A 21,451-nucleotide genomic window follows, 5' to 3' on the forward strand; every position below is an offset into this window, starting at 1 on the left:
TGAAAGTAAAGATTTGCGCTAGTTTATAGCAAATAAACCAGCGCAGTAAAGCAATGTTAAATAATGCTTATTCGCTTAGTGCGCGTGCTAATCCAACCGGCTCGATTTCAACACATACTTGGTCGTCATTCCAGTTTAGGCCAACCAGTGCGTCATCTTCTTTTAGATCTTCAACCCAGTCATCTAAAAACTCATCCAAGGTGATTTGCAGTGGGCTGTAATCGGCCCATTCTTCTTTACACTGGGCTTTTGCTGTTGCTTCACTTTCCCACAATAGTAGTACATCGGTGTTTTCAAATTGGTTAGAGTCACAAACCACAAAACCGCCATCTTCAGCACCTAGCGCCCAGATTTGTTCACTTTGACGTACTTTTTCAACAAAACTAACTAGTTCTGATTCAATTTCGATATCACTCATGTGTTTACCCTTAAATGTTAATTACGTGGATCGGTTTGCTGCACTGCCTGTTGCTGATCAAATGAATAATAGAAATTCATTAACTCGGTATGTGCCGTTAGATCCGTTAACTCGCGGAAGCAAATCCAATCAAGTAAGCAGTATAAACTGATGCACAGGTATTCACAGCTTTTAAATTCTGCATCTGCAAAATGGTTATTTAAATAGCTTAATGTTTCAGCAATGCGTTCATTTTGTAGATTAAAAAATAATTTATCATCCTGTGTATCGAATCCTGAACGCTGACAAAGTAATAGCTCAACCAGCGAATCATTGCATGCATTAATGATTGTTAGTAGGTGCTCTTGTTGCCAATTCAGACGAGTTTGACTGTGTTGTTCGAGCAAAAAGCGGATGATGTTATTTGAATCAGCTAAAGTTTGCTGCTTAGTGATTAGCACTGGAATTTTTCGGGCTGGATTATTTTGTATCATCAGCTGACGATCAGTGTCTGAAAAAATATCTAAGTTGATAAACTCAAGACTACATTGATTTAACAGTGCCCAAATACGAATGCGGCGTACAAATGGCGAGGTTGTTGAGCCTAATAGTTGCATGTGCTTTCCTTAGGATAAAAAGAAAGCCGCAGAGGCGGCTTTCTTTTAGGTTAGTAATAAAACCAACGTTATTCTGTACGACTAGTCACTTCAAGTAAGTGGTAGCCAAACTGAGTTTGCACAGGACCTTGTACTTGATTAATCGGTGCTGAAAATACCACTTTATCAAATTCAGGAACCATCATACCAGGACCAAACTCACCTAATGCACCGCCATCCTGACCTGAAGGGCAGTTTGAATGTGCCTTAGCTAACTCAGCAAAATCTTCGCCTTGTTCAATCTTGGTTTTTAAATCTAAGCACTGCGCTTCGCTGTCTACTAATATGTGTCTTGCACTTGCCACTGTCATAAAATCTCCCGTTTCAAGGTGGTGTTTTTTTAATCAAACCTTACGTTATTCTAGTTCAATAATAACTACTTGTACCAGTATAAAATTAAATATCTGAAATTGCTTGTTCTATTGCTTTAACTAACTTGTCTGAATCAGGCTTGGTTTTGCTATTAAAACGTTCAACCTGTTTGCGATCTGCAGATACAAGATATTTATAAAAGTTCCAATTTGGCGAACTCGTTTGGGCATTTAAATGTTTAAATATAGCATTAGCATCACTGCCTCTGACTTCGCTGGTGGCAAACATCGGGAAAGTTACGCCGTAATTTACAAAGCAAACTTTAGCGGTGTCTTTTTCGTCATCTTCTTCTTGGAAAAAATCATCAGAAGGAAATCCCAGTATCACTAAACCTTGATCTTGGTATTTTTGATATAGCGCTTCTAGACCTTCAAATTGTGGCGTAAAACCGCAGTTGCTTGCCGTATTGACTATTAATAAGGGTTTATTCTTGAATTGACATAAATTAATGCTCTCTTTAGAGCGAAGTTTGCGCATAGTAACATTAGTGAAGTCATCACATGATGTAGCCTCAACCTGCTGTTGGCTTGTTTGCTCTGGCTGTGCATAAACACTACAACTGAGTATTGCGCAGCATAATAATAATTTTTTAAACATACCGATTCCTTAACTTGTTGTGGCTGATCACCCTAGATGGCAGTCTACCGTTTATTTTGCAGTAGTGTCAGTTTAACTCATACGTTACTATGCAATGAATTGATCAACAACCGCTAAAAACAAAATGACAATACGATTAGCAAATAGTAATGATTTAGCCGCTATAGTTGCAATTTATAATGAAACAATCGCAAGTAGAATGGTTACAGCCGACACCGAACAAGTAAGCATAGCAGACAAGCAAAGTTGGTTTAATAGCCATACCGAGCAGCGGCCTATTTACGTTTATGAGCAAGACTCGAAGGTGATAGCTTGGCTTAGTTATAAGTCATTTTATGGCCGTCCAGCCTATGATGGTACGGTAGAGGTCAGTATTTACATTACAGCCAATGCACAAGGTCAAGGGCTTGGTAAACGTTTACTTACTTTTGCCCAAGAGCAAGCTAAGCCATTAAATATTAAAGTACTACTGGCATTTATATTTAGTCATAATATACCGAGTGTTAAATTGTTTGAGCGTTTTGGTTATCAACGGTGGGGAGAGTTGCCTAATGTAGCAATTATGGATGGCAATCACTACAGCTTAACTATTTTAGGTAAGCACTTAGGGTAGCGGTACTCCCAAAAAATAACCTCTTTGATTATGTTAATGCAGAAAACTTAGGCTACGCTTTTACAATCTCAAGTTGATGAAAAGCGTGGTCAAAGCTGTGCGGAAAATATTGATAGTTGATAGCAGTAGCATTTTAGCGATGCGAATAAAAGTATTGCTCGAATTGATTGGCTGTGAAGTTGAGTTGATTCATTTTTCAATGCTACATGAGTGCACTGCGTTTAGTTGTTATGATTTAGTGGCTGTGGCTCATGGCGTTCCATTAGCTACCGCAAATTCTTTAGTAACGCAGATCAATCAAGATCGCTTTTTGCTTCTCGCCCCTAAAGTTGAAAACAATGAACAACTTTCTTCATTTAGTGATCTTAATCGGCTGGTGCCAAATGCTATTGTAATTTATCCATTTTTTGCGAATAAAGAAATCAGCACCTTGCTGGAGAGTGTTTTAGAGCTTGGCTCCGATAGTGTTTTAGTATTACCAACGGTATTGCTGGTTGATCATATCCCCCAGCGGCTTGAAAAAATAGCAAATAGCCTGTTAGGCGCCCATATTAAAACGATTACAGCTCATAGTATTAGCTCTGCGGTAACTCAAGCGCAAGGGCATGAAATTGATCTGTTATTGAGTGATTTTAGTCTGCCTGATGGCTCAGGTTTAGAAGTGTTCGCCGCTCTCAAAGTACTATATCCGCAATGTCGCTGTTTGTTATTTACCTCAAAACCAAATCAAGTGTCGATGATTGAAGCAATTCGTCAAGGGGTGGAAGACGTATTGGTTAAACCGATCAATGAAAATATGATACTGCAATCTGTGCATAAACTTTGGCAAACTGAGTTGCTAAGACGGCATAACACAGAGTTAGTTGAACGTCTGCAAGATACCGTTGATGCACTTATTGAAAAGGATAGCTTGTTACGCGTTATTTATAAGCACACACCTGATGCGATTATGTTATTTGAGCGCAATGGTGAAGTGATTGAAGCAAACGATGCTTGCTCTAAACTCTTTAATTTACCTGCAAAAATACTTAAAGGTAGCTCAGTTTTTACTTTATTAGATACGATGTCTGCTGAGCAAATTAAAGAAAAAATAGCGACGTTAAATAAAAATCGTCAATTTAGTTGTGATGTATATCTGCCAATGAAAGAGGGAGAGGCTATCCCATTAGTTGGTTCGTTTAATGAGATTGACCATCATGGTAATATTGCACTCGCGGTTATTTTTAAGAATGTTACTCATCTTAAACTTAAAGAGGAGCTGTTGCTCGAGGCAAAAGATATGCTTGAAGAGCAAGTACGTGCCCGAACATCGCAGCTTGAGCATGCTAAAAATGTCGCCGAGGCAGCAAATCACAGTAAATCAGAGTTTCTTGCTAATATGTCCCATGAATTACGTACTCCTATGCATTCAATATTAAGTTTTGCTCGCTTTGGTTTAGATAAACTCGGCAGAGGTGATATTTCAGTTGAAAAGCTACAGAAATATTTATCTCGCATAGAGTGTAGTGGCGAGCGGCTGCTCTCATTACTTAATAATTTACTCGACCTATCTAAACTCGATGTTGGTAAGTTCCCTTTTAATCCGCGCCCGCATAACCTGAGTAATATTATTAAAACCAGTATTGATGATGTGTCAGGTACCGCTATGGAAAAAGAGATTGAAGTACAGTATTTGCCACCAAAACCGCCTATTATAATTGACTGTGATGAAGAGCAAATAAATCAATTATTACGTAATATCCTCGGCAATGCGTTGAAATTTAGTGATCAGCATAGCCGTATTGAAGTCGTTTTAACTAATCAACAAGGGCAGGCAATTATTGAAGTGATTGATAGTGGTATAGGGATACCTGATGATGAACTTGAGTATGTTTTCTCAAAATTCGTGCAGAGTAGCACAACTAATAGCGGTGCTGGTGGAACAGGGCTTGGTTTAGCCTTATGCCGAGAGTTTGTCTCATTACATGAAGGAGTTATTTCTGCTCATAACAATAGCTCAGGAGGCACGACGATTCACATCGCTCTGCCTTTAGAAATAAAAAGTTTCAGCTAAGCAATAATAAATTACTTAGCCTTACTGGTAAGAGTTTTTTTTACGACTAAACTATTAATATGAATTATGAAATGGATGACAATTATGCCTGTAACGAGAATTCTAGCTGTTGATGATGAGCCCTTTAATTTAGAAATTATAGAAGAAATATTATTAGATCTTGATTTTGAATTAAAGATGGTTAGCAGTGGCCCTGAGTGCCTCAGTATCGTGGAAGAGTTTGCGCCACAAGTAATTTTACTTGACGTGAGTATGCCACAAATGAATGGTTATGAAGTATGTAGAAGACTAAAAGCAAACCCTCGTACGGCTCATATCATAGTCATGTTTGTATCAGCCAGAGGCACAGTAGAGGAGCGGATGGAAGGGTATGCTGTAGGTGCTGAAGATTATATTGTTAAGCCATTTGGACAGGATGAACTTAAATCGAAACTGAAAATTCTTAATCAAGTACTGATTGAAAAAAAATCGTTAGAACAGCAAATTGAAGAGGCCACATCAACTGCATTCAATGCTATGGCAAACAGTAGTGAAATGGGGCAAATAGTTAATTATATTGAGAAGATTGGTATGATTAACAACACCAAAGCGCTTGGGGAGGCCCTAGTTCATTGTTTAAGATCGTTTGATTTACAAAGTAATATTGAGTTTAGAGTTATTGCTGATGCTCCTGAGCACTTTGCCCTCAATGGTACGTGTTCGCCAATTGTAATTGAGTTGTTTGATATGCTCAAAAATAAGGGCCGCTTACATGAGTTTTCTCACCGTATCTTAGTTAACTATGAATTAATTAGTTTATTGATTTTAAATATGCCAGATCACGATCCTGATAAGCATGGCCGGATCCGTGACCATGTGTGCTTTATTGTCAGTGTCACAGAGCAACAGCTACGAGCAATCATGACTCGTGAAGCTTTACAGTCGCAACAAACAAAGCTAAATGATGCAATTACTATGGTGAATAGCAAGTTTCATGGCTTAATTGAGCTGTTAAATGAAAACCGTAAGAGTAATGAAGCGGTGTTCAAGCGTTTACAAGAAGAGTTAGAACAGCGTATTCCATCAATGGGGTTAGACGAAGATCAAGAAGTGTTTATTTATCAGAAGGTAGATCAAGCGATTCAAAACTCAGTTGCCCGTGAAGAGTCTGTGCAGGGAGTGAAAGCCGCTTTTCATGAAATTGAGCAAGACCTATCTATCTTATTGAAAAAGTAACAGTAAATAATCAAGGGGTGTGAAGCTACGCATCTCTTGGTAAGCCCTTTTCTACGATACGTATCAAACGGGCGGTTTTTCGTAGCAATTTATCTTGTTTTGAGCGTTGTTGCTTAAGCGCCCACTCTATATGCTCTTTTACCAACTCGGTTGATTGATCATAGCTGGCGCTGAGCGCGTCAACGATCGATTGGCTAAATTGCGCATTACCTAAACCTACAGCAATATTTCGTAGCCAGCGCTGATGGCCAATTCGACGGATCGGACTGCCTTCGGTATTTTTTAAAAAGGTAGCTTCATCCCAACTAAATAAATCAAGTAAATCTTTATCTTTTAGTTGTGTTCGTGGGTGAAAGTCGGCTTCATCGGTAATTTGCCCGTAGCGATTCCATGGGCAAACTAATTGGCAATCATCACAGCCGTAAACGCGATTACCTAATAGTGAGCGATACTGCTCAGGGATTGGTCCTTGCAGCTCAATAGTAAGATAAGAAATACACTTGCGTGCATCAACCACGTAAGGCTCTACAATTGCGCCGGTTGGGCATAAAGTAATGCAGGCTACGCATTTTCCACATCCCTCAAACTCATTGGGCTTATCAATTGGTAAAGGGATATCAACAAATAACTCACCCAAAAAGAACCAAGAACCGGCTTCTTTATTGATTAGCAAGCTGTGCTTTCCACGCCAGCCTAAACCTGCTTTTTCAGCAAGTTGACGTTCTAATACTGGTGCTGAATCAACAAATGGCCGATAGCCTAATTGACCGATTTTCAGCTCAATTTTTTGACCTAATTTCTTTAATCGATTACGCATCAGTTTATGATAATCACGCCCTAACGCATAACGACTAATATAAGCTTTATCGGTATTTTTGAGGGTTTTAGCAAAGCTTGCATCGGGGGGCAGGTAATTCATTTTTACTGATATAACCCGCACAGTACCAGGGACTAGCTCCGCAGGGCGAGCGCGTTTCATTCCATGAGCGGCCATATATTCCATATCGCCGTGATAGCCTAAATCAAGCCAGCGCTGTAATTGTGCTTCGTGTTTGCTTAAATCAATGTCAGTGATGCCAACTTCAGCAAAGCCAAGTTCTTTACCCCACTGTTTTATATCAAGGGCTAACTGCGTGTGATCGGATATTGAACTACTCACATGGGTACATCATTAAGAAAAAATAACGGCGCAATTTAACACATTTACAGCGCAGTTAAAACGCTTGTACTTAGACAAAACGCTTTAACTGCTGCTGAGTTTGCTCACTTAGTTGTTGTGATAATTGACAATCACCTAACGCTACATCAATTTGTGCTTTTGCTTGGCTGCCTAATGCAACGATTTGTTCAACTGATTGATGGGTTTGATTTTGTGTCTGTTCGAGTAAGTGCACAGCGCTTACAATTTGCTGTAATTGTTGTTGATTGTGTTCAAATTCAACAAGCCGATCGGTAAATCCATGGGATGTATTACTAATGGTTGTTTCTGCATTATGTGAATAACTGACAAGTTGCTCAGATTCTTTATTTGTTTGATTTACTAAAGAATCCATTTGGTTGATGAAATCGCTGATCTGGCGAGTTGCATCACTTACTTTAACCGATAAAGTTCTTACTTCATCTGCTACAACCGCAAAACCACGACCTGCTTCACCCGCACGAGCGGCTTCTATTGCAGCATTGAGCGCCAACAAATTAGTTTGATCTGAAAACTCTTCAACCATTTTCAGGATGCTACGAATATTCTCGCTGTTTTGTTTTAAGCCAGAAATCGTTTCTGAAAAACTGCTCAATACATGACTAATCGATTTAACTTGAGTGACTAGTTTTGTGAGTTCTTGTGCAGAGTGTGTAACAAAGTTTAAATGCTCTGCGTTTACTTGATGAACATCATCGGTATTGGTAACGATACTTTGCAGACTATCAGTTATTTGATTACTGGCTGCGGTTATTGTTTGGCTAAAATCAATTTGTTGTTCGCTTAGCTGCGCCGTATGTTGCATTGACTCAGTCACTTGATTATTACTTTGTGCGCTGGCCTGCGAACTTTGGTAAGTGGTAGCGAGTAATTGGCTTAGATGATCAGTAAAGGTATTGTACTGTTGGCTGATCTCACGAAATTCATCATAGGTAAAGTGGGGGAGTTTAGCTGCTAAGTTTGCATCTTGGCGGTTAATTTTTATTAAAGTATCACGCATTGCTGTAACTGGGCGCACGATCAGAAAGCGCATGTAAAAGAGTGTAAAGGCAAAGCCGGCAATAATAATCACCGTGAGTAACCAAAATAGGCTAGTGTCTGCGTCTTGCGTAGTTAGACTTTTATATAACCAAATCAAAGTAATAGCTTGGAAAAAAAATACAAAGCTAAGATTGCCAACAATCTTTCGGGTTAAAGTAAAAAAGAAGCTTTGTTCTATAAAGTTATAAATACGCATATACCCACTCATCAATTGCCCGCTCGGCTGTTGTATTGTTTTACTCAGTATCGTTCAAATTCACTTTAATTCAAGAATATAGGATGAACGGCAGCCATTTTTGATAACTACAGTGAGTTTAAAATCATTTTCGTGTTGCATGGGTAATTAGTAAAAATTCCGTCGACACCAAAACTCAGCATTAACTCAATATCTTCTTGTTTATCAACCGTGTATGCATAAACTTGTAAGCCGCGTTGTTTGGCATCCGCGACAAACTCATGGTTAATAAAGTTTTTATCAACATGAATACTAAACGCCTGTAAGCGTTGGGCAAATTCGGCATAGTTGATAGGAATGGAGCCCGTTAACGCGCCAATTTTTAGCCAAGGTAGTTTTTGTTTAAGCCACATTAATTGATGATGATCAAATGAAGAGACTAACAGCATATCCTGAGATAGTTTGTTATTAACGATATTTAACTCAATCAGCTCAACAAATTTATCCAACGAGAAAGTGTGTTTTAACTCAAGGTTTAAGAGCACTTTATTGGCTGTCCAATCAATAGTTTGCTGTAGGGTTGGGACAAATTCGCCATTGCCAGCATCAAAACATTGAATTTGCTCTCGGGTGAGTTTATTTATTTTGCCACGGCCGCTGGTGGTGCGATCTAGCCAAGTATCATGGATGATCATGTAATCATCCAAACAGCTTTGTACATCGACTTCAATACCATCGACTTCAATTTCGACTGCTGCGGTTATCGCACTCTGGGTATTTTCTGGATAAGTGCCACTGGCGCCGCGATGAGCAAAAACTTTTATCATAATGTGTGTTTCCGAGTAACTGACCATGTTTCGTAAAATGCTGCACTGATCACTAAAGCACCGCCAAGCAGGGTCTGTAGTGAAGGTTGTTCATGCAACAGCAAAAAAGCTAAAAATGTGCCGTATAAAGGCTGTAAACAAGAAATAAGTCCCGCTGTTGATGCTGATAAATACTGTAAACTTGCTGCAAATAAAGAGTGCGGAGTTGCAGTAAAAATTACGCCAGCGACGAGCAATAACCCTAGATCTTGGTTCGATATATTAATCACTGGTACTTCAATAAAAGCACATAATAACAAGCTAGCCACTAATGTTTGATAAAACATAGTTTGTGGCCCACCGTAGTGGCTAAAGTATCGCTTATGAACAATATTTCTAAATGCGAAAAAAAATGCTGAAATAACACCTGTTACCACGCCTAAGGTGACATCATTACCCATATCTGCATTTGGGGTCAGCAAATAGATCCCAGTTATTACTACACCTGCGCTGAGCAAATCGTTTACTTTGGGTTTACTACCATTAAAGAATGGTTCAATAAATACGGTGATCACAGGGTAGGTAAAAAATGCAATCATGCCAACCGCAATCCCAGCCATTTGCATACCAGCAAAGTAGGTGACCCAATGTATACCTACAGCAGCTCCTAACAACAAAGCAATTAAGTAATCTTTAGCACAGCTGAGTTTAATTGCTTTTTTTTGCCATAACAGCAATATCATAATAGCCAGACCCGCGATGGCTGCGCGGTACACGGTAATATCTAATGCGTTTAGATTTATTAATTTGGCAAATAGTGCTGTGCCACCAAAAAGTAATACCGCAATGTGTAAATAAACTAAACTTTGCTGTTGAGCCTGCATCTATGAACCTTTTTATTTTTTTAATACCAGCACTTTGCCTGTTATCAAAGAGCTTAGTGTCTAGGTGTTATGACTAGGTATTGTGTATCTTTATGTATGACAAAAGTCAGTTTTATTCATGACAATTTACACTACACTCACTCATCATTAAAAGGGATAGTTAAGTTATTAAAGGTAATAAACACCATAAATTTAATAACTAAGGAGTGATAAATTGATGAATATTGCAGCGTGGGTTAGTTTACTAATAGCAGGTATATTTGAGGTCGTGTGGGCGTTGTCTATGAAGCAATCCAATGGTTTCACTAAATTATGGCCAAGTGTGATTACTTTTTTAGCGATGTGGGTAAGTTTTGCATTTTTATCATTTGCTTTAAAGTCTTTACCTTTGGGTATTAGTTATGCTGTATGGGTAGGAATTGGTACTTTAGGAATAACGATTATGAGCTTTGTGTGGTTTAAAGAGCCATTATCTGCTTTTCAAATTGGTTGTATTATTTTGATTCTTATAGGTATTGTTGGTCTGAAAGTGCAAGGCAATTAAATTAAGGATGAGTATGCTACTTAATAAATTAACCCCAAAGACTAAAGCAAAATCCTTTTGGAGTTGGGGGCATTTACTTTTTTCGGTTTTTTATTTATTGCCTACCATTTTTAATTTTTCCCACTTAAGTACACTTAATATCAGTGCTACTTTAGGTTTTTATATAACATTTATTACACTGTATATTCAGGCTGTAAATAAAAAACAAGGGGAAGTAACGAAATTATTTATTGCGATGCTCTTAGTGTGTATTTTTGCAAGCTTTTTAACGACAGGTAGCTCTACATTATTTGGTTTTTCAGCTTTTATTGCCGGTTTTAGTTTTGCAAAATTATCTCGAGCGATGTCAGTTACAGGGGTCTTTATTGGTGTGGTGTTTAGTACTTATATTACAGATATTGATAACCCACAATATTTTTTAGGTGGCTCATTAATATTGAGTATTGCACTTTTTAGTTTTGGTGTCGCTACGCGTAAAGAGCATATTCATAAAATTCGTGAGCAAGAAAGTGCAAAACAATTAGAGCAATTAGCAGCTATTGCTGAGCGCGAGCGTATTGCTCGCGATTTACATGATATTCTAGGCCATTCTCTTTCATCTATTGCTTTAAAAGCAGAGCTTGCTAATAAATTAAATCAAGGTGAACGTTACACACAAGCAAATACTGAAATTGCCCAAGTTGCAGAGCTTGCAAGGCAGCTATTGAGTGATGTGAGAAGTGCTGTCAGTGATTTAAAACAGCTCAATCTTGCGAGTCAAATTTCACAATTAAAACAAAGGCTAATCGAGCAAGGTTTTGAGGCCGATTTTAACGTGAAGTTAAATGCGTTACCTGCGAAAGTAGAAGGCATAGCAAGTCTTATAATTAAGGAGGTTGTTACTAACTTACTACGCCATAGCAGCACCAAGAAATGTATAATTAGCATAACGCAAAATCAGCAGCAATTAATAATCAATGTGATTGATCATGCACCAGGCAGCTCAATAAAACCTGGAAATGGCTTAAATGGCATTAAAGAACGAGCAGAGCAGCTAGGTGGTAAGGCTACATTTACCTGTGAGGATAACTTTAGTTTAAATGTAATGCTGCCTTTAACAGCGAAGGGTTTCTAATGATCAAGGTGTATTTAGTAGAAGATCAGGGGCTTGTGCGCGACGCAATCGCAGCATTATTAAGTCTAGATTTTAATATTGAGGTAATTGGTCAAGCAAGTAACGGGCAAGATGCATTAACAGCCATAAACATGCTAGACAGTAACTCTCTTCCTGATATTATTTTAACCGATATCGAAATGCCTAGCATGAACGGCATCGAACTCAGTGAGCAAATTGCATCAAAATACCCTGCTATAAAAATAGTTATTATGACCACCTTTTCGCGAGCGGGTTATATTAGGCGTTCTTTAAGTGCTGGCGTTAAGGGCTTTATTTTAAAAGAAGCCCCGAGCGATGAATTAATTAGCGCGCTTAAAAAAGTAATGCACGGGCAAAAGGTTATTGATCCTGAGCTTGCTATTAACGCATTAGATGATACTGATCCGCTGACAGATAAAGAACGAAAAGCATTACAACTCGCAAGTGAAGGGTTGAAAACAGCCGATATTGCCGCAAGGTTATACTTAAGCGAGGGCACGGTACGTAATTACTTATCAGACGCTATTGCTAAATTAAATGCCATAAACCGAGTAGATGCAGCGCGTATAGCCAAACAAAAAGGTTGGTTATAACGCCGTAATAAGCTGTTTAAAGCAAGTAAAAGCGCTTTCTTAAAAGTTTCATAGCTTTTGCCTGTCTCATTGATCGGTTATGGGTTAAAATAACATCATAACCAATTAACAAGATAGTGAATGTCAAACCAAGATCCTAATCTCAGTCGAGAACAAGAAAAGTACGAAAACCCTGTCCCAAGTCGTGAGTTTATACTTACTCATATAAAAGACCGTGCCAAGCCTGCTAATTTTCATCAATTATGTGAGGAGTTAGCGGTAAACGATGATGAGCGTCAAATTGCTTTTAAGCGTCGTTTACGTGCCATGGAGCGTGATGGTCAACTCTTCTTTAATAAATTTAAATGCTACGCCTTAATTGATGAAGCTGGGCTTGTTAAAGGCAAAGTAATCGGTCACCGTGACGGGTTTGGCTTTTTAGAAGTCGAAGGCGAAAGTAAAGACTGGTTTATTGCCAAGCATCAAATGAGTTCGGTGCTGCATGGCGACATAGTACTGGCTAAAGGCACCAAACGAGGCTCCGGCGGCAAGTGCGATGCGCGTATTATTAAAGTGCTGGCTGGCGAGCGAGCACCGATTGTTGGTCGCTATTTTGTTGAGCATGGCATAGCAGTGGTGGTGGCGGAAGATCCACGTATCACCCAAGATATTATTATTTTGCCGGGCAGTGAAAACGGCGCACGTCACAACCAAATGGTGCAAGTGCAAATTACCCAAAACCCTAACCGTAATATGAATGCGGTAGGGAAAATCATTGATGTACTGGGTGAGCATTTAGCCCCTGGTATGGAAATTGAAGTGGCACTGCGTAATCACGATATCCCGCATGTATGGCCAGAAGCGGTTGAAAAGCAGGTTGAACACTTAGGTGAGTTTGTCGAAGAAGGTGACAAGCAAAATCGAGTTGATTTACGTGATTTACCATTGGTTACGATTGATGGTGAAGATGCTCGCGATTTTGATGATGCGGTGTATTGTGAGCCTGTTGAATCGGGTGGTTGGCGGTTATGGGTAGCGATTGCTGATGTATCCCATTATGTCGCAATGAATACCCCACTTAATGCCGAGGCAATCGAACGTGGTAACTCAGTGTATTTCCCTGAGCAAGTTATTCCTATGCTGCCAAAAGTATTGTCCAATGGCTTGTGTTCATTAAATCCAAAAGTTGACCGTTTATGTATGGTCGCAGAAATGCTGGTATCGGCTGAAGGTAAATTATCAGGCTATCGTTTTTACGAAGCGGTGATGAATTCGCATGCTCGCTTAACCTACACCAAAGTAAACGCTATTTTACAAGGTGATGAGAAGTTACGTACTGAATACGCACCGGTCGTGCCACATTTAACTGATTTACAGCAAATGTATATGGCATTAAAAGCCGCCCGCCAAGAGCGCGGAGCGATTGAGTTTGAAACCCTTGAAACACGCTTTGTATTTAACGCTCAGCGTAAGATTGAATCAATAGTGCCGGTGCTGCGTAATGACGCTCACAAGCTGATTGAAGAATGTATGATTTTAGCCAATGTGTCAGCGGCTAAAATGCTTGAAAAACACGAAGCCAGCGCGCTTTATCGTGTTCATGCTGAACCAGATGGTGAAAAACTGGCTAACTTTAGACAGTTTTTATCAGAGTTGGGTATTGAATCAACACTCAGTGATGAGCCAACACCAAAAGAAATTACCCATGTGTTAGCCAAGCTTGGCGACCGCCCTGATGCTGAACTTATCCAAACTATGCTACTGCGTTCGATGAAGCAGGCAGTATATCAAGCTGAAAACATCGGTCACTTTGGTTTGTCATTAGGTGAATATGCACATTTCACCTCGCCAATTCGTCGTTACCCAGATTTAGTCGTACATCGTGCGATTAAAGGCATTTTGAAAGCCCAAGGTATGGTTACGTCGGGTGCGTATGTTTATAGTGACGAAGAAGTCGCGCAATTGGGCGAGCAGTGTTCGAATACGGAGCGTCGTGCAGATGACGCAACCCGTGAAGTAGCTGATTGGCTGAAATGTGAATACATGCAAGATCATGTGGGCGACGAATTTGAAGGAGTGATCTCATCGGTTACTAACTTTGGTTTGTTTATTCGCTTAGCTGATTTACAAATTGATGGCCTTATCCATGTCACTAATTTAGGCGATGAGTATTTTCAATATGATGGCGCTAAACATTGCTTGATTGGTGAGCATTCTCGTAAAGTTTATCGTTTAGGCGATAAAGTCACGGTTCAGGTGGCATCGGTAAGCTTAGATGAGCGTCGCATCAATTTAACGCTCAGTGGCGATGTTGCACAAGACAGATACGCGCGTCGTCGTGGTGATGCAAAAGGGCATCAGCCGGCAAGTGTTCGTTCGCAGCTAAAACGTGGCAAAATACCAGGTAAAAAAGCTGAGGCGAAAGAGTCAGGTGAACTTAGTGGTCGTTCTGATCAGGGAAAACCAAAGCCAAAAAAAAACAGTGCCAGTCGAGGTAAAAAGAAGCCTGCAGGAAAATCAGCGGATGCTGGCACTACAACGACTGCAAAAAAAGCAAAGAGAAAGGCCGTGAAAAAGCCGAAAAGACCCGGCAAAAATGCCCGTAAAAGTAAGAGTTCAGGAGCAAGTGATAAGTGAGTAATGAATTGATTTTTGGCTTTCACTCTGTTGAAGCAATTTTCGCAAGTGAGCCTGAGCGTTTTATTGAGATTTATGCCCTAAAAGGACGTGATGATAAACGCTTATCTCCAATTATTGAAGAAGCGCGTAAATTTGGTATATCAGTGCAGTTTATGCAGCGCAAAGCGCTTGATAACAAATCAAAGGGTGAGCAGCATCAAGGTATTATTGCAAACGTTATAGCGGCACCGACTTTTAACGAAAAAGATTTGGATGCAATCATTGCGCGTGAAGAAACGCCATTTTTACTGGTTCTCGATGGCATAACAGATCCGCATAATTTAGGTGCTTGCTTACGTAGTGCAGACGCTGCCGGTGTTCATGCCATTATTGTGCCAAAAGATAAATCAGCAAAACTAAATGGCACAGCGCGTAAAGTTGCCTGTGGTGCAGCTGAAACAGTACCGCTGATCCAAGTGACTAACCTTGCGCGTACTTTGCGTGAAATGAAAGACGCAGGCGTGTGGGTAGTTGGCACTGCGGGCGAAACCGATGTGCATGTATTTGATGCCAATCTGACCGGGCCTATGGCGATTGTTATGGGCGCTGAAGGTGAAGGTATGCGCCGCTTAACGCGCGAACATTGTGATGTGTTAGTTAAAATCCCAATGGCAGGCACTGTTTCAAGCTTAAACGTATCTGTAGCAACAGGTATTTGTTTATTTGAAGTACTGCGTCAGAGAAATGCGACACAGCCATAAAAGAAAAGCTTTAAGCTTGTAGCCGTCAGTTTAGAGATAAAATTTGAAACCATGCTTGACTTAATAAGCATGGTTTTTCTTTTTGAGCGGATAGCTGATTTTTCAACTTACCACTTAAAGCTAAAAACCTACTTGCTTAATTTTCCGACTAAGCGTAAAATGCGCGCTCATTTCGGCCTATTTAATATTAATTCCTTGCCTTAAACCGACCGGCTGAAACGGTAGAAGGCTCTATTAACCGTAAGGAATATCCATGCGTCATTACGAAATCGTATTCATGGTTCACCCAGATCAGAGTGAGCAAGTTTCTGGTATGATCGAACGTTATACTGGTTCTATCACTGAAGCTGGTGGTGTTATCCACCGTCTTGAAGACTGGGGCCGCCGTCAACTGGCATACCCAATCAACAAGCTTCATAAAGCTCATTATGTTCTTATGAACGTTGAAGCACCTACTGAAGTAATCAGCGAGCTAGAAACTACTTTCCGCTACAACGATGCAGTGCTTCGTAACTTAGTTATGCGTACTAAAGACGCTGTAACTGAAGCATCTCCTCTTGTAAGAGAAGAGAAGAAAGAAGCACCAGCTGCTTAATTGTTTTGAGTCCAAGCATGGCACTTGATCAGCGATAATTTTAAGGTAAACCATATGGTCAGTCCTTTTATGAATCAGCTGGTTATTTCTGGGGTTGTTTGTAAAACACCTAAGTTTAGCCAAAGCCCTGCTGGTATCCCGCATTGTATTTTTGTTGTAGAACACAAATCAATGCAAATTGAAGCAGATCTTAACCGTAATAGTTATGTACGGCTTCAAGTGGTTGCTAGTGGTAAGCAAATGCAACAACAGACTCAACATTTGCACGTTGGGCAGGCATTGCAAGTGAGCGGTTTTTTAAATCGTCACGAAGGTCGTAACGGCCTTAGCCAATTGGTTTTGCATGCTCAGCATATAGAAAGAATTATTTGAGGAATTTATCTCATGGCACGTTATTTCAGACGTCGTAAGTTCTGCCGCTTTAAAGCGGAAGGCGTACAACAAATCGATTATAAAGATCTAGCTACTCTTAGAAACTATGTTACAGAAAGTGGCAAAATCGTACCTAGCCGTATTACAGGTACTAGCGCTAAATACCAGCGCCAGCTAGCAACTGCTATCAAGCGTGCTCGCTACTTAGCCCTTCTTCCATACACTGACTTACATAAGTAAGCAGCGGATTAACACGTTTTTAAAAGGTGTAGAAACATGCAAGTTATTCTACTAGATAAGATCGCTAACCTAGGTGGCCTAGGTGACCAGGTTGTAGTTAAATCTGGCTTCGCACGTAACTTCCTTTTCCCACAAGGTAAGGCAGTTCCTGCAACTAAAGCTAACGTTGAAACTTTTGACGCACGTCGTGCTGAGCTTGAAGCGAAAATCGCTGACCAGCTTGTTGCTGCACAAGCACGCGCTGATAAGCTTGAAGCATTAGCTGAAGTTACATTAGTATCTAAAGCCGGTGACGAAGGTAAGTTATTCGGTTCTATCGGTACTCGCGACATCGCTGACGCTATCTCAGCTGTTGGTGTTGAAGTTGCTAAGTCAGAAGTTCGTTTACCTCTAGGTACTATCCGTGAGACTGGCGAATTTGACGTATCAATCGCAGTTCATTCAGAAGTAACGGCTACTATCAAAGTAATCGTAATCGCTGAAGCTTAATTTCTAATTAAGCGAAAAAAGCCGTGCTGAAAAGCACGGCTTTTTTGTTTATTATTCTCACACATATCACTAGCTAGCATATCATTTCCCACATAAATATTGATTAAAGTCCCTTTTTTAGGTTTTTTATCTGGTATAGTTTGATTTAAAATAAAAACTAATTATTTATACCTATTAAAATGTAGCTGCATTGTAATTAGGTTACAGATTATTGACAGTGACAGCGTTGTCACTGTATATTGTTTGTGCACTGGGCATAGTGTTAAGGATGTTTAAATTGAAAGAGCAGATGATAAAAAATGCGAAGCTTTCTTCTGGTTTCACATTAATCGAGTTATTAATAGTCGTTGCCATTCTAGGCATATTATACAGTGTAGCTATGCCTTCATATATTGAGCATATGGAGCGTAGTCGCCGTGCCGATATTCAACAAGTAATGTTGCAACATGGTGCAGTATTAGAGCGTATTTATTCGCGTAATGGTGGTTATCCAAATGCTTTTGATACGGCAAAAAATACAGATTTTTATACTTTTACTTATACAGCGCTAAACCGCGTTAGTGGCGCTGCAGCTGATGCTAATTTTAAAAGTCGTGCTTTTACATTAACTGCAACCCCAAAAATCGGTTCTGCCCAAGCAGGAGATCGCTGTGGTGCATTAGTGATTAAGCATGATGGCACACAATCAGCTGATGCTAATAGTTGCTGGGAGTAACAATGACTAGAACAGCCGGTTTTACATTAGTGGAGTTGATGATTGTGGTTGGGATCGTTGCGATTATGGCGGTATTAGCGTTTCCTTCTTTTAGCCAGCAAATCATGCAAGATCGGGTTGTTACCACCGCAAATCAGCTCAATAGTGTGTATAAATATGCGCGCAGTGAGGCGGTAAAACGTAATCGTGAGATTAAGCTAGTGGTAAGTGGTGATAAATGGCAGGTAACAGCAGCTGTTGATGGTGTTGATACAGTATTAAAAGAATTCGTCATCCAACATCATGGTGTAACAGTTGGTTTAGTTGATCGTACCGTGTGGTCAAGTGGCGAAATCTCTGCGGCGAGCGAGATTTTAATTAAAGATGACAATGATAAAACGGTAGATTATTACTTGTGCATTTTAAAAAGCGGCCAAAATTGGTTAGCTGAAAAATCAGTGGCATGTGCATAATGATTAAACAAAGTGGCTTTTCATTATTAGAAGTGATGCTGTCAGTTGTTATCGCCGGTATTGCTTTATTAGGGTTGGCAGCAGCTCAGCTCAAATCGCTACAATATGCCACTAACAGTTTTAATTACACTGTATCGCTGGTGCAAGGGCAAAATACTTTAGAGCGTATTTGGCCTCGCTTGTGTGAGTTACAAACGACAAATCCAGCTTTATTCACGGATGCTAACTTTCGTGCCTCTTTAGACCCGCAAATCGATGATTATCAGCTGAGCTTACCTGTGGCGTATGCGCATGATATGCAAATCACAGTTTCATGGGCTGATGAGCGGATCAAGCAACAAGACCCTGCTCAATTAGAAAATCAAATTACCTTAAATGCTAGTTACCCTGAGCTACCAGTTGGGTGTATTTGATGATGGCAATTTATCGTCCGCGAGGTTATACCCTTGTAGAACTGATGGTGGCTCTAGCCGCTGGTTCATTCCTACTAGCTGGAGTTAGCCTTTCATACTCAGCTATTAAAGGCACTATTTCAGTTAGTAAAGAGCTTGAAAATGCGCAAGAAGTAATACGTTACACAAGTAAGGTTTTTACGCGTAGCATTAAACAAACACCAAGCGCACCTTTGGTTGCAGCAGATGGCTCGGCAATTACTGTTACTCAGCCAGCAGGGGTTATCACCTGTAATGGCAGTGTATCAACAGCTGATATAAATGAAGTTTATAGCCTAGTAGGCAATAATTTAATGTGTACATTAGGAGCAGCTCCAGCAGAGCGGTTATTGACGGGAGTCGCCCGGTTGAGTTTTGCAATTGATAATAACATTGTCACTATTAATGTTGGCCCAGATAATTTACCTGCGCAATTTGGAAACACTATTGCCATTGATATTGCGGTCTCTAATGTTATTTTAAACAATGCTTTTGGTGGTGTGTAATGGCTAAAAAACAAAGTGGTTTTACGCTTGTAACAGTACTTATCCTCACCAGTATGGCGAGTATTGTGGTACTTAATTCATTGCGTGAAAATATTATTCAAGAGCGTATGAGTGGCAATTTTCAAAAGAAAATAAATAGCCGTTTACTCGCTGAAAAAGGTGTTTTCGAAGAAGCTAAGTTATTACAGCAAGCTTTTTCAGATGATAAAACCTTAGATATCGATGGCTTGATCGCAGCGACAGGCACAGCATCAGGCCGCGGTTTGATTGGTGAAGATGCAACTTATAATGCCAGTATTAGTAAAAATGCTGCTGGAGAGCTGGAAATCATCAGCTTGGGTGAGCGTTATGGTGGTGATGCACAAAGTAATTTAGTCGCACGGTTTGGATTTACGCCAGGTAAAGGAGGCTCTGTTTTTGAGAACGCAATTGTGGGCTGTGAAGGGGTGTCACTCAGTGCCAGTGGTCGAATTGATAGCTATGACTCAAGTAAAGGGGATTACGATCCTGACAAGGCTGAGGCTGGCGCTGTCATAGGCACGGTTTATAAAGATAAGGATGTTACATTATCAGGTGCTTCAACTATTTGGGGGAGTGTTCATGCGACTGGCAGTATTACTTTTTCCGGCTCATCTCCAATCACAGGCACATTGCGTGCAAATAACCATATTACAATTGATTCGAATTTTACAGTATCGACTGATCCTGTTTTACCCGATGGTTTTCCACTTGATACAGCTGTAGGCGGAGATGTTTTATCGGCGGGAGGGGTTACCTGGAAGCAAGGAAAAATATTAGGCGTAGTTAGAGCAAATAAAGATCTTAACTTCCCTAATAACAGTGCGAGTACTGTGCTAGAAAATAGAAATAATGACGGCTTAGACGTTTTATATGGCGGCAAATTAAATGCAAAAGATTTAGCACCACACCTTGAACAAGGTGGTATTCCTTACTCAGATCCACGTTATAATGTATCACCAAATGTTGAGTTGGTACCTTTTCAAGATCCTGATAATTTTACAGCAGGGCAAACACAGTGCGATTCAATAAATATAACAACGGTTGTTGATGGCCTGGTTGATCCTAGCGCCGAAAATATTATTGTGAAACACGGTAGTTCAACACTAGTCTCTGATAAGCCAGAAACACGTGTTATCTACGAGTTAACGCCTGAGATAGCTCAGTCTAAGATTGAAAATCAAGGTGATTATGTATGGGAAAAGTGGTTAGGCGCACGTCCTGCGACACTTAATTATACGTTAAACACAATTGAGAACGTTGTTGATGTAAAAGTATTAAAAGCAGGTAACTTCTCATTAAATAATGGCATTTTAAAAGTCGCGGGTGGTGATGTAACCTTGATAGTAAATGGTCACTTCATGATGGAAGGCGCTTCAGAGATCCATATAGCACAAGGCAGCAGCTTAAGCCTTTATGTCAACGGTAAAGTAAAATTGAAAGCGTCTCCAGGGTCGATCACAATGAAGCATGGGTTAACCAAAACTGGTAAACCGGTATTCAGTATTTATTCCAGCAATGAACAAGCCAATGGTATTGATATTGATGCTGATGCTAATTTGTATGCAGCCATCTATGCGCCAAAGACTGATGTTAAAGTCGTCGCTAATGGTGGTTTCAGTGGCTCAATTCGGGGCAAAACGGTTTCAGCGTCTGGCAAAGGTGGTATTCACCATGATTCAAATCTAGCAAATATAAGTAGTGGTGGGGGCAGCGCGTCTGACGGCAAATTAGTTTTCCTTGGCTGGTCATATAAAGTACCGGAAAAAACCACTGAAGGGCCCGAAGAAGATCCCCCAGAAGCAACGTTATAAAACCACTTGATAAAACGGCTAGCTGATAAGTTAGCCGTTTTTTGTTAAAAATAATTTCATGTCATTTAAACCTTTTCACTTACATCTCACGTCTAACTATTCAAGAAACTTAAAATTCTGAAAGATCGTATTTCCTGAGTGCTTAGGTATACTCATTTCATAATAATAATCATAAAGGGAC

The 21,451-nt window shown here is 40.0% G+C and carries 25 protein-coding genes; 17 read left to right on the forward strand and 8 right to left on the reverse strand.

Translation table 11 applies throughout. The annotated features are described in order from the left end of the window. Positions 1-67: 67 nt before the first annotated feature. The 4 genes from H5162_RS11805 to H5162_RS11820 all read right to left on the reverse strand — a co-directional run bounded on the left by H5162_RS11805 (position 68) and on the right by H5162_RS11820 (position 2,022). A complete protein-coding gene (locus H5162_RS11805; protein ID WP_145236925.1) occupies positions 68-418 on the reverse strand; it encodes a DUF2750 domain-containing protein in 351 nt (116 codons plus the stop codon). Between the two features lie 17 nt (positions 419-435). Next, a complete protein-coding gene (locus tag H5162_RS11810) occupies positions 436-1,014 on the reverse strand; it encodes a glutathione S-transferase family protein (protein WP_182778604.1) in 579 nt (192 codons plus the stop codon). Positions 1,015-1,082: 68 nt separating this feature from the next. Next, positions 1,083-1,364, reverse strand: a complete 282-nt coding sequence (locus tag H5162_RS11815) for a peptidylprolyl isomerase (RefSeq protein WP_145236931.1) — start codon at positions 1,362-1,364, stop codon at positions 1,083-1,085. An 85-nt stretch (positions 1,365-1,449) separates the two neighbouring features. Continuing rightward, entirely contained in the window at positions 1,450-2,022 is a 573-nt protein-coding gene (locus tag H5162_RS11820) for a glutathione peroxidase (RefSeq protein WP_182731635.1), read from the reverse strand. Between the two features lie 124 nt (positions 2,023-2,146). On the opposite strand from H5162_RS11820, the gene H5162_RS11825 reads away from it, so the two are divergent. The 3 genes from H5162_RS11825 to H5162_RS11835 all read left to right on the forward strand — a co-directional run bounded on the left by H5162_RS11825 (position 2,147) and on the right by H5162_RS11835 (position 5,903). Next, a complete protein-coding gene (locus tag H5162_RS11825) occupies positions 2,147-2,635 on the forward strand; it encodes a GNAT family N-acetyltransferase (protein ID WP_182731634.1) in 489 nt (162 codons plus the stop codon). A 76-nt stretch (positions 2,636-2,711) separates the two neighbouring features. Continuing rightward, positions 2,712-4,688 carry an ATP-binding protein gene (locus tag H5162_RS11830; protein ID WP_182731633.1) on the forward strand — a complete coding sequence of 659 codons (1,977 nt, stop codon included), beginning with the start codon at positions 2,712-2,714 and terminating at the stop codon, positions 4,686-4,688. A gap of 84 nt (positions 4,689-4,772) precedes the next feature. After that, positions 4,773-5,903 (forward strand): PleD family two-component system response regulator, encoded by a 1,131-nt coding sequence (locus H5162_RS11835; RefSeq protein WP_182735139.1) that lies wholly within the window; start codon positions 4,773-4,775, stop codon positions 5,901-5,903. A gap of 25 nt (positions 5,904-5,928) precedes the next feature. On the opposite strand, the gene queG is transcribed toward H5162_RS11835, so the two are convergent. The 4 genes from queG to H5162_RS11855 form a co-directional block, all read right to left on the reverse strand. Then, complete coding sequence (gene queG / locus H5162_RS11840) at positions 5,929-7,062, reverse strand: tRNA epoxyqueuosine(34) reductase QueG (RefSeq protein ID WP_182778606.1); 1,134 nt, start codon at positions 7,060-7,062, stop codon at positions 5,929-5,931. Positions 7,063-7,132: 70 nt separating this feature from the next. Then, on the reverse strand, positions 7,133-8,350 hold the full coding sequence (locus H5162_RS11845) for a methyl-accepting chemotaxis protein (RefSeq protein ID WP_182731630.1): 1,218 nt from the start codon (positions 8,348-8,350) through the stop codon (positions 7,133-7,135). A gap of 95 nt (positions 8,351-8,445) precedes the next feature. After that, positions 8,446-9,144: a glycerophosphodiester phosphodiesterase family protein gene (locus H5162_RS11850; RefSeq protein WP_145236954.1), complete on the reverse strand. Its 699-nt coding sequence runs from the start codon at positions 9,142-9,144 to the stop codon at positions 8,446-8,448. Continuing rightward, entirely contained in the window at positions 9,141-10,007 is an 867-nt protein-coding gene (locus H5162_RS11855) for a DMT family transporter (protein WP_182731629.1), read from the reverse strand. Before H5162_RS11855 ends, H5162_RS11850 begins: the two co-directional genes overlap by 4 nt. 217 nt (positions 10,008-10,224) lie before the next feature. Between H5162_RS11855 and H5162_RS11860 the strand changes: the two genes are divergently transcribed. From H5162_RS11860 to H5162_RS11925, 14 genes are all read left to right on the forward strand, one after another. After that, positions 10,225-10,551, forward strand: a complete 327-nt coding sequence (locus H5162_RS11860) for a multidrug efflux SMR transporter (RefSeq protein ID WP_182731628.1) — start codon at positions 10,225-10,227, stop codon at positions 10,549-10,551. A gap of 13 nt (positions 10,552-10,564) precedes the next feature. Then, entirely contained in the window at positions 10,565-11,665 is a 1,101-nt protein-coding gene (locus H5162_RS11865) for a sensor histidine kinase (RefSeq protein WP_404936220.1), read from the forward strand. Then, a complete protein-coding gene (locus tag H5162_RS11870) occupies positions 11,665-12,279 on the forward strand; it encodes a DNA-binding response regulator (protein ID WP_182718062.1) in 615 nt (204 codons plus the stop codon). The genes H5162_RS11865 and H5162_RS11870 overlap by 1 nt, the downstream gene beginning before the upstream one ends. Positions 12,280-12,399: 120 nt before the next feature. Further along, a complete protein-coding gene (gene rnr, locus H5162_RS11875) occupies positions 12,400-14,895 on the forward strand; it encodes a ribonuclease R (RefSeq protein WP_182778608.1) in 2,496 nt (831 codons plus the stop codon). Continuing rightward, complete coding sequence (rlmB, locus tag H5162_RS11880; RefSeq protein WP_182778610.1) at positions 14,892-15,638, forward strand: 23S rRNA (guanosine(2251)-2'-O)-methyltransferase RlmB; 747 nt, start codon at positions 14,892-14,894, stop codon at positions 15,636-15,638. The genes rnr and rlmB overlap by 4 nt, the downstream gene beginning before the upstream one ends. Before the next feature lie 253 nt (positions 15,639-15,891). Further along, entirely contained in the window at positions 15,892-16,233 is a 342-nt protein-coding gene (rpsF, locus tag H5162_RS11885; RefSeq protein ID WP_145236974.1) for a 30S ribosomal protein S6, read from the forward strand. A 54-nt stretch (positions 16,234-16,287) separates the two neighbouring features. Beyond that, a complete protein-coding gene (gene priB / locus H5162_RS11890; RefSeq protein WP_182731625.1) occupies positions 16,288-16,605 on the forward strand; it encodes a primosomal replication protein N in 318 nt (105 codons plus the stop codon). 12 nt (positions 16,606-16,617) lie between these two features. Continuing rightward, positions 16,618-16,845 (forward strand): 30S ribosomal protein S18, encoded by a 228-nt coding sequence (gene rpsR, locus H5162_RS11895; protein WP_002962753.1) that lies wholly within the window; start codon positions 16,618-16,620, stop codon positions 16,843-16,845. A 36-nt stretch (positions 16,846-16,881) separates the two neighbouring features. Beyond that, complete coding sequence (gene rplI, locus H5162_RS11900) at positions 16,882-17,334, forward strand: 50S ribosomal protein L9 (RefSeq protein WP_145236982.1); 453 nt, start codon at positions 16,882-16,884, stop codon at positions 17,332-17,334. 277 nt (positions 17,335-17,611) lie between these two features. Then, a complete protein-coding gene (locus tag H5162_RS11905; RefSeq protein ID WP_310736427.1) occupies positions 17,612-18,049 on the forward strand; it encodes a type IV pilin protein in 438 nt (145 codons plus the stop codon). A 2-nt stretch (positions 18,050-18,051) separates the two neighbouring features. Next, positions 18,052-18,501: a GspH/FimT family pseudopilin gene (locus H5162_RS11910; RefSeq protein ID WP_182731624.1), complete on the forward strand. Its 450-nt coding sequence runs from the start codon at positions 18,052-18,054 to the stop codon at positions 18,499-18,501. Next, positions 18,501-18,914 (forward strand): prepilin-type N-terminal cleavage/methylation domain-containing protein, encoded by a 414-nt coding sequence (locus H5162_RS11915; protein WP_182778612.1) that lies wholly within the window; start codon positions 18,501-18,503, stop codon positions 18,912-18,914. The genes H5162_RS11910 and H5162_RS11915 overlap by 1 nt, the downstream gene beginning before the upstream one ends. Beyond that, positions 18,914-19,438: a PilW family protein gene (locus tag H5162_RS11920; RefSeq protein ID WP_182731622.1), complete on the forward strand. Its 525-nt coding sequence runs from the start codon at positions 18,914-18,916 to the stop codon at positions 19,436-19,438. Before H5162_RS11915 ends, H5162_RS11920 begins: the two co-directional genes overlap by 1 nt. Next, positions 19,438-21,270 (forward strand): hypothetical protein, encoded by a 1,833-nt coding sequence (locus H5162_RS11925; RefSeq protein ID WP_182731621.1) that lies wholly within the window; start codon positions 19,438-19,440, stop codon positions 21,268-21,270. The genes H5162_RS11920 and H5162_RS11925 overlap by 1 nt, the downstream gene beginning before the upstream one ends. Positions 21,271-21,451 lie beyond the last annotated feature (181 nt).

This window comes from Pseudoalteromonas sp. SR41-8 (assembly GCF_014163915.1).
Taxonomy (GTDB): domain Bacteria; phylum Pseudomonadota; class Gammaproteobacteria; order Enterobacterales; family Alteromonadaceae; genus Pseudoalteromonas; species Pseudoalteromonas rhizosphaerae.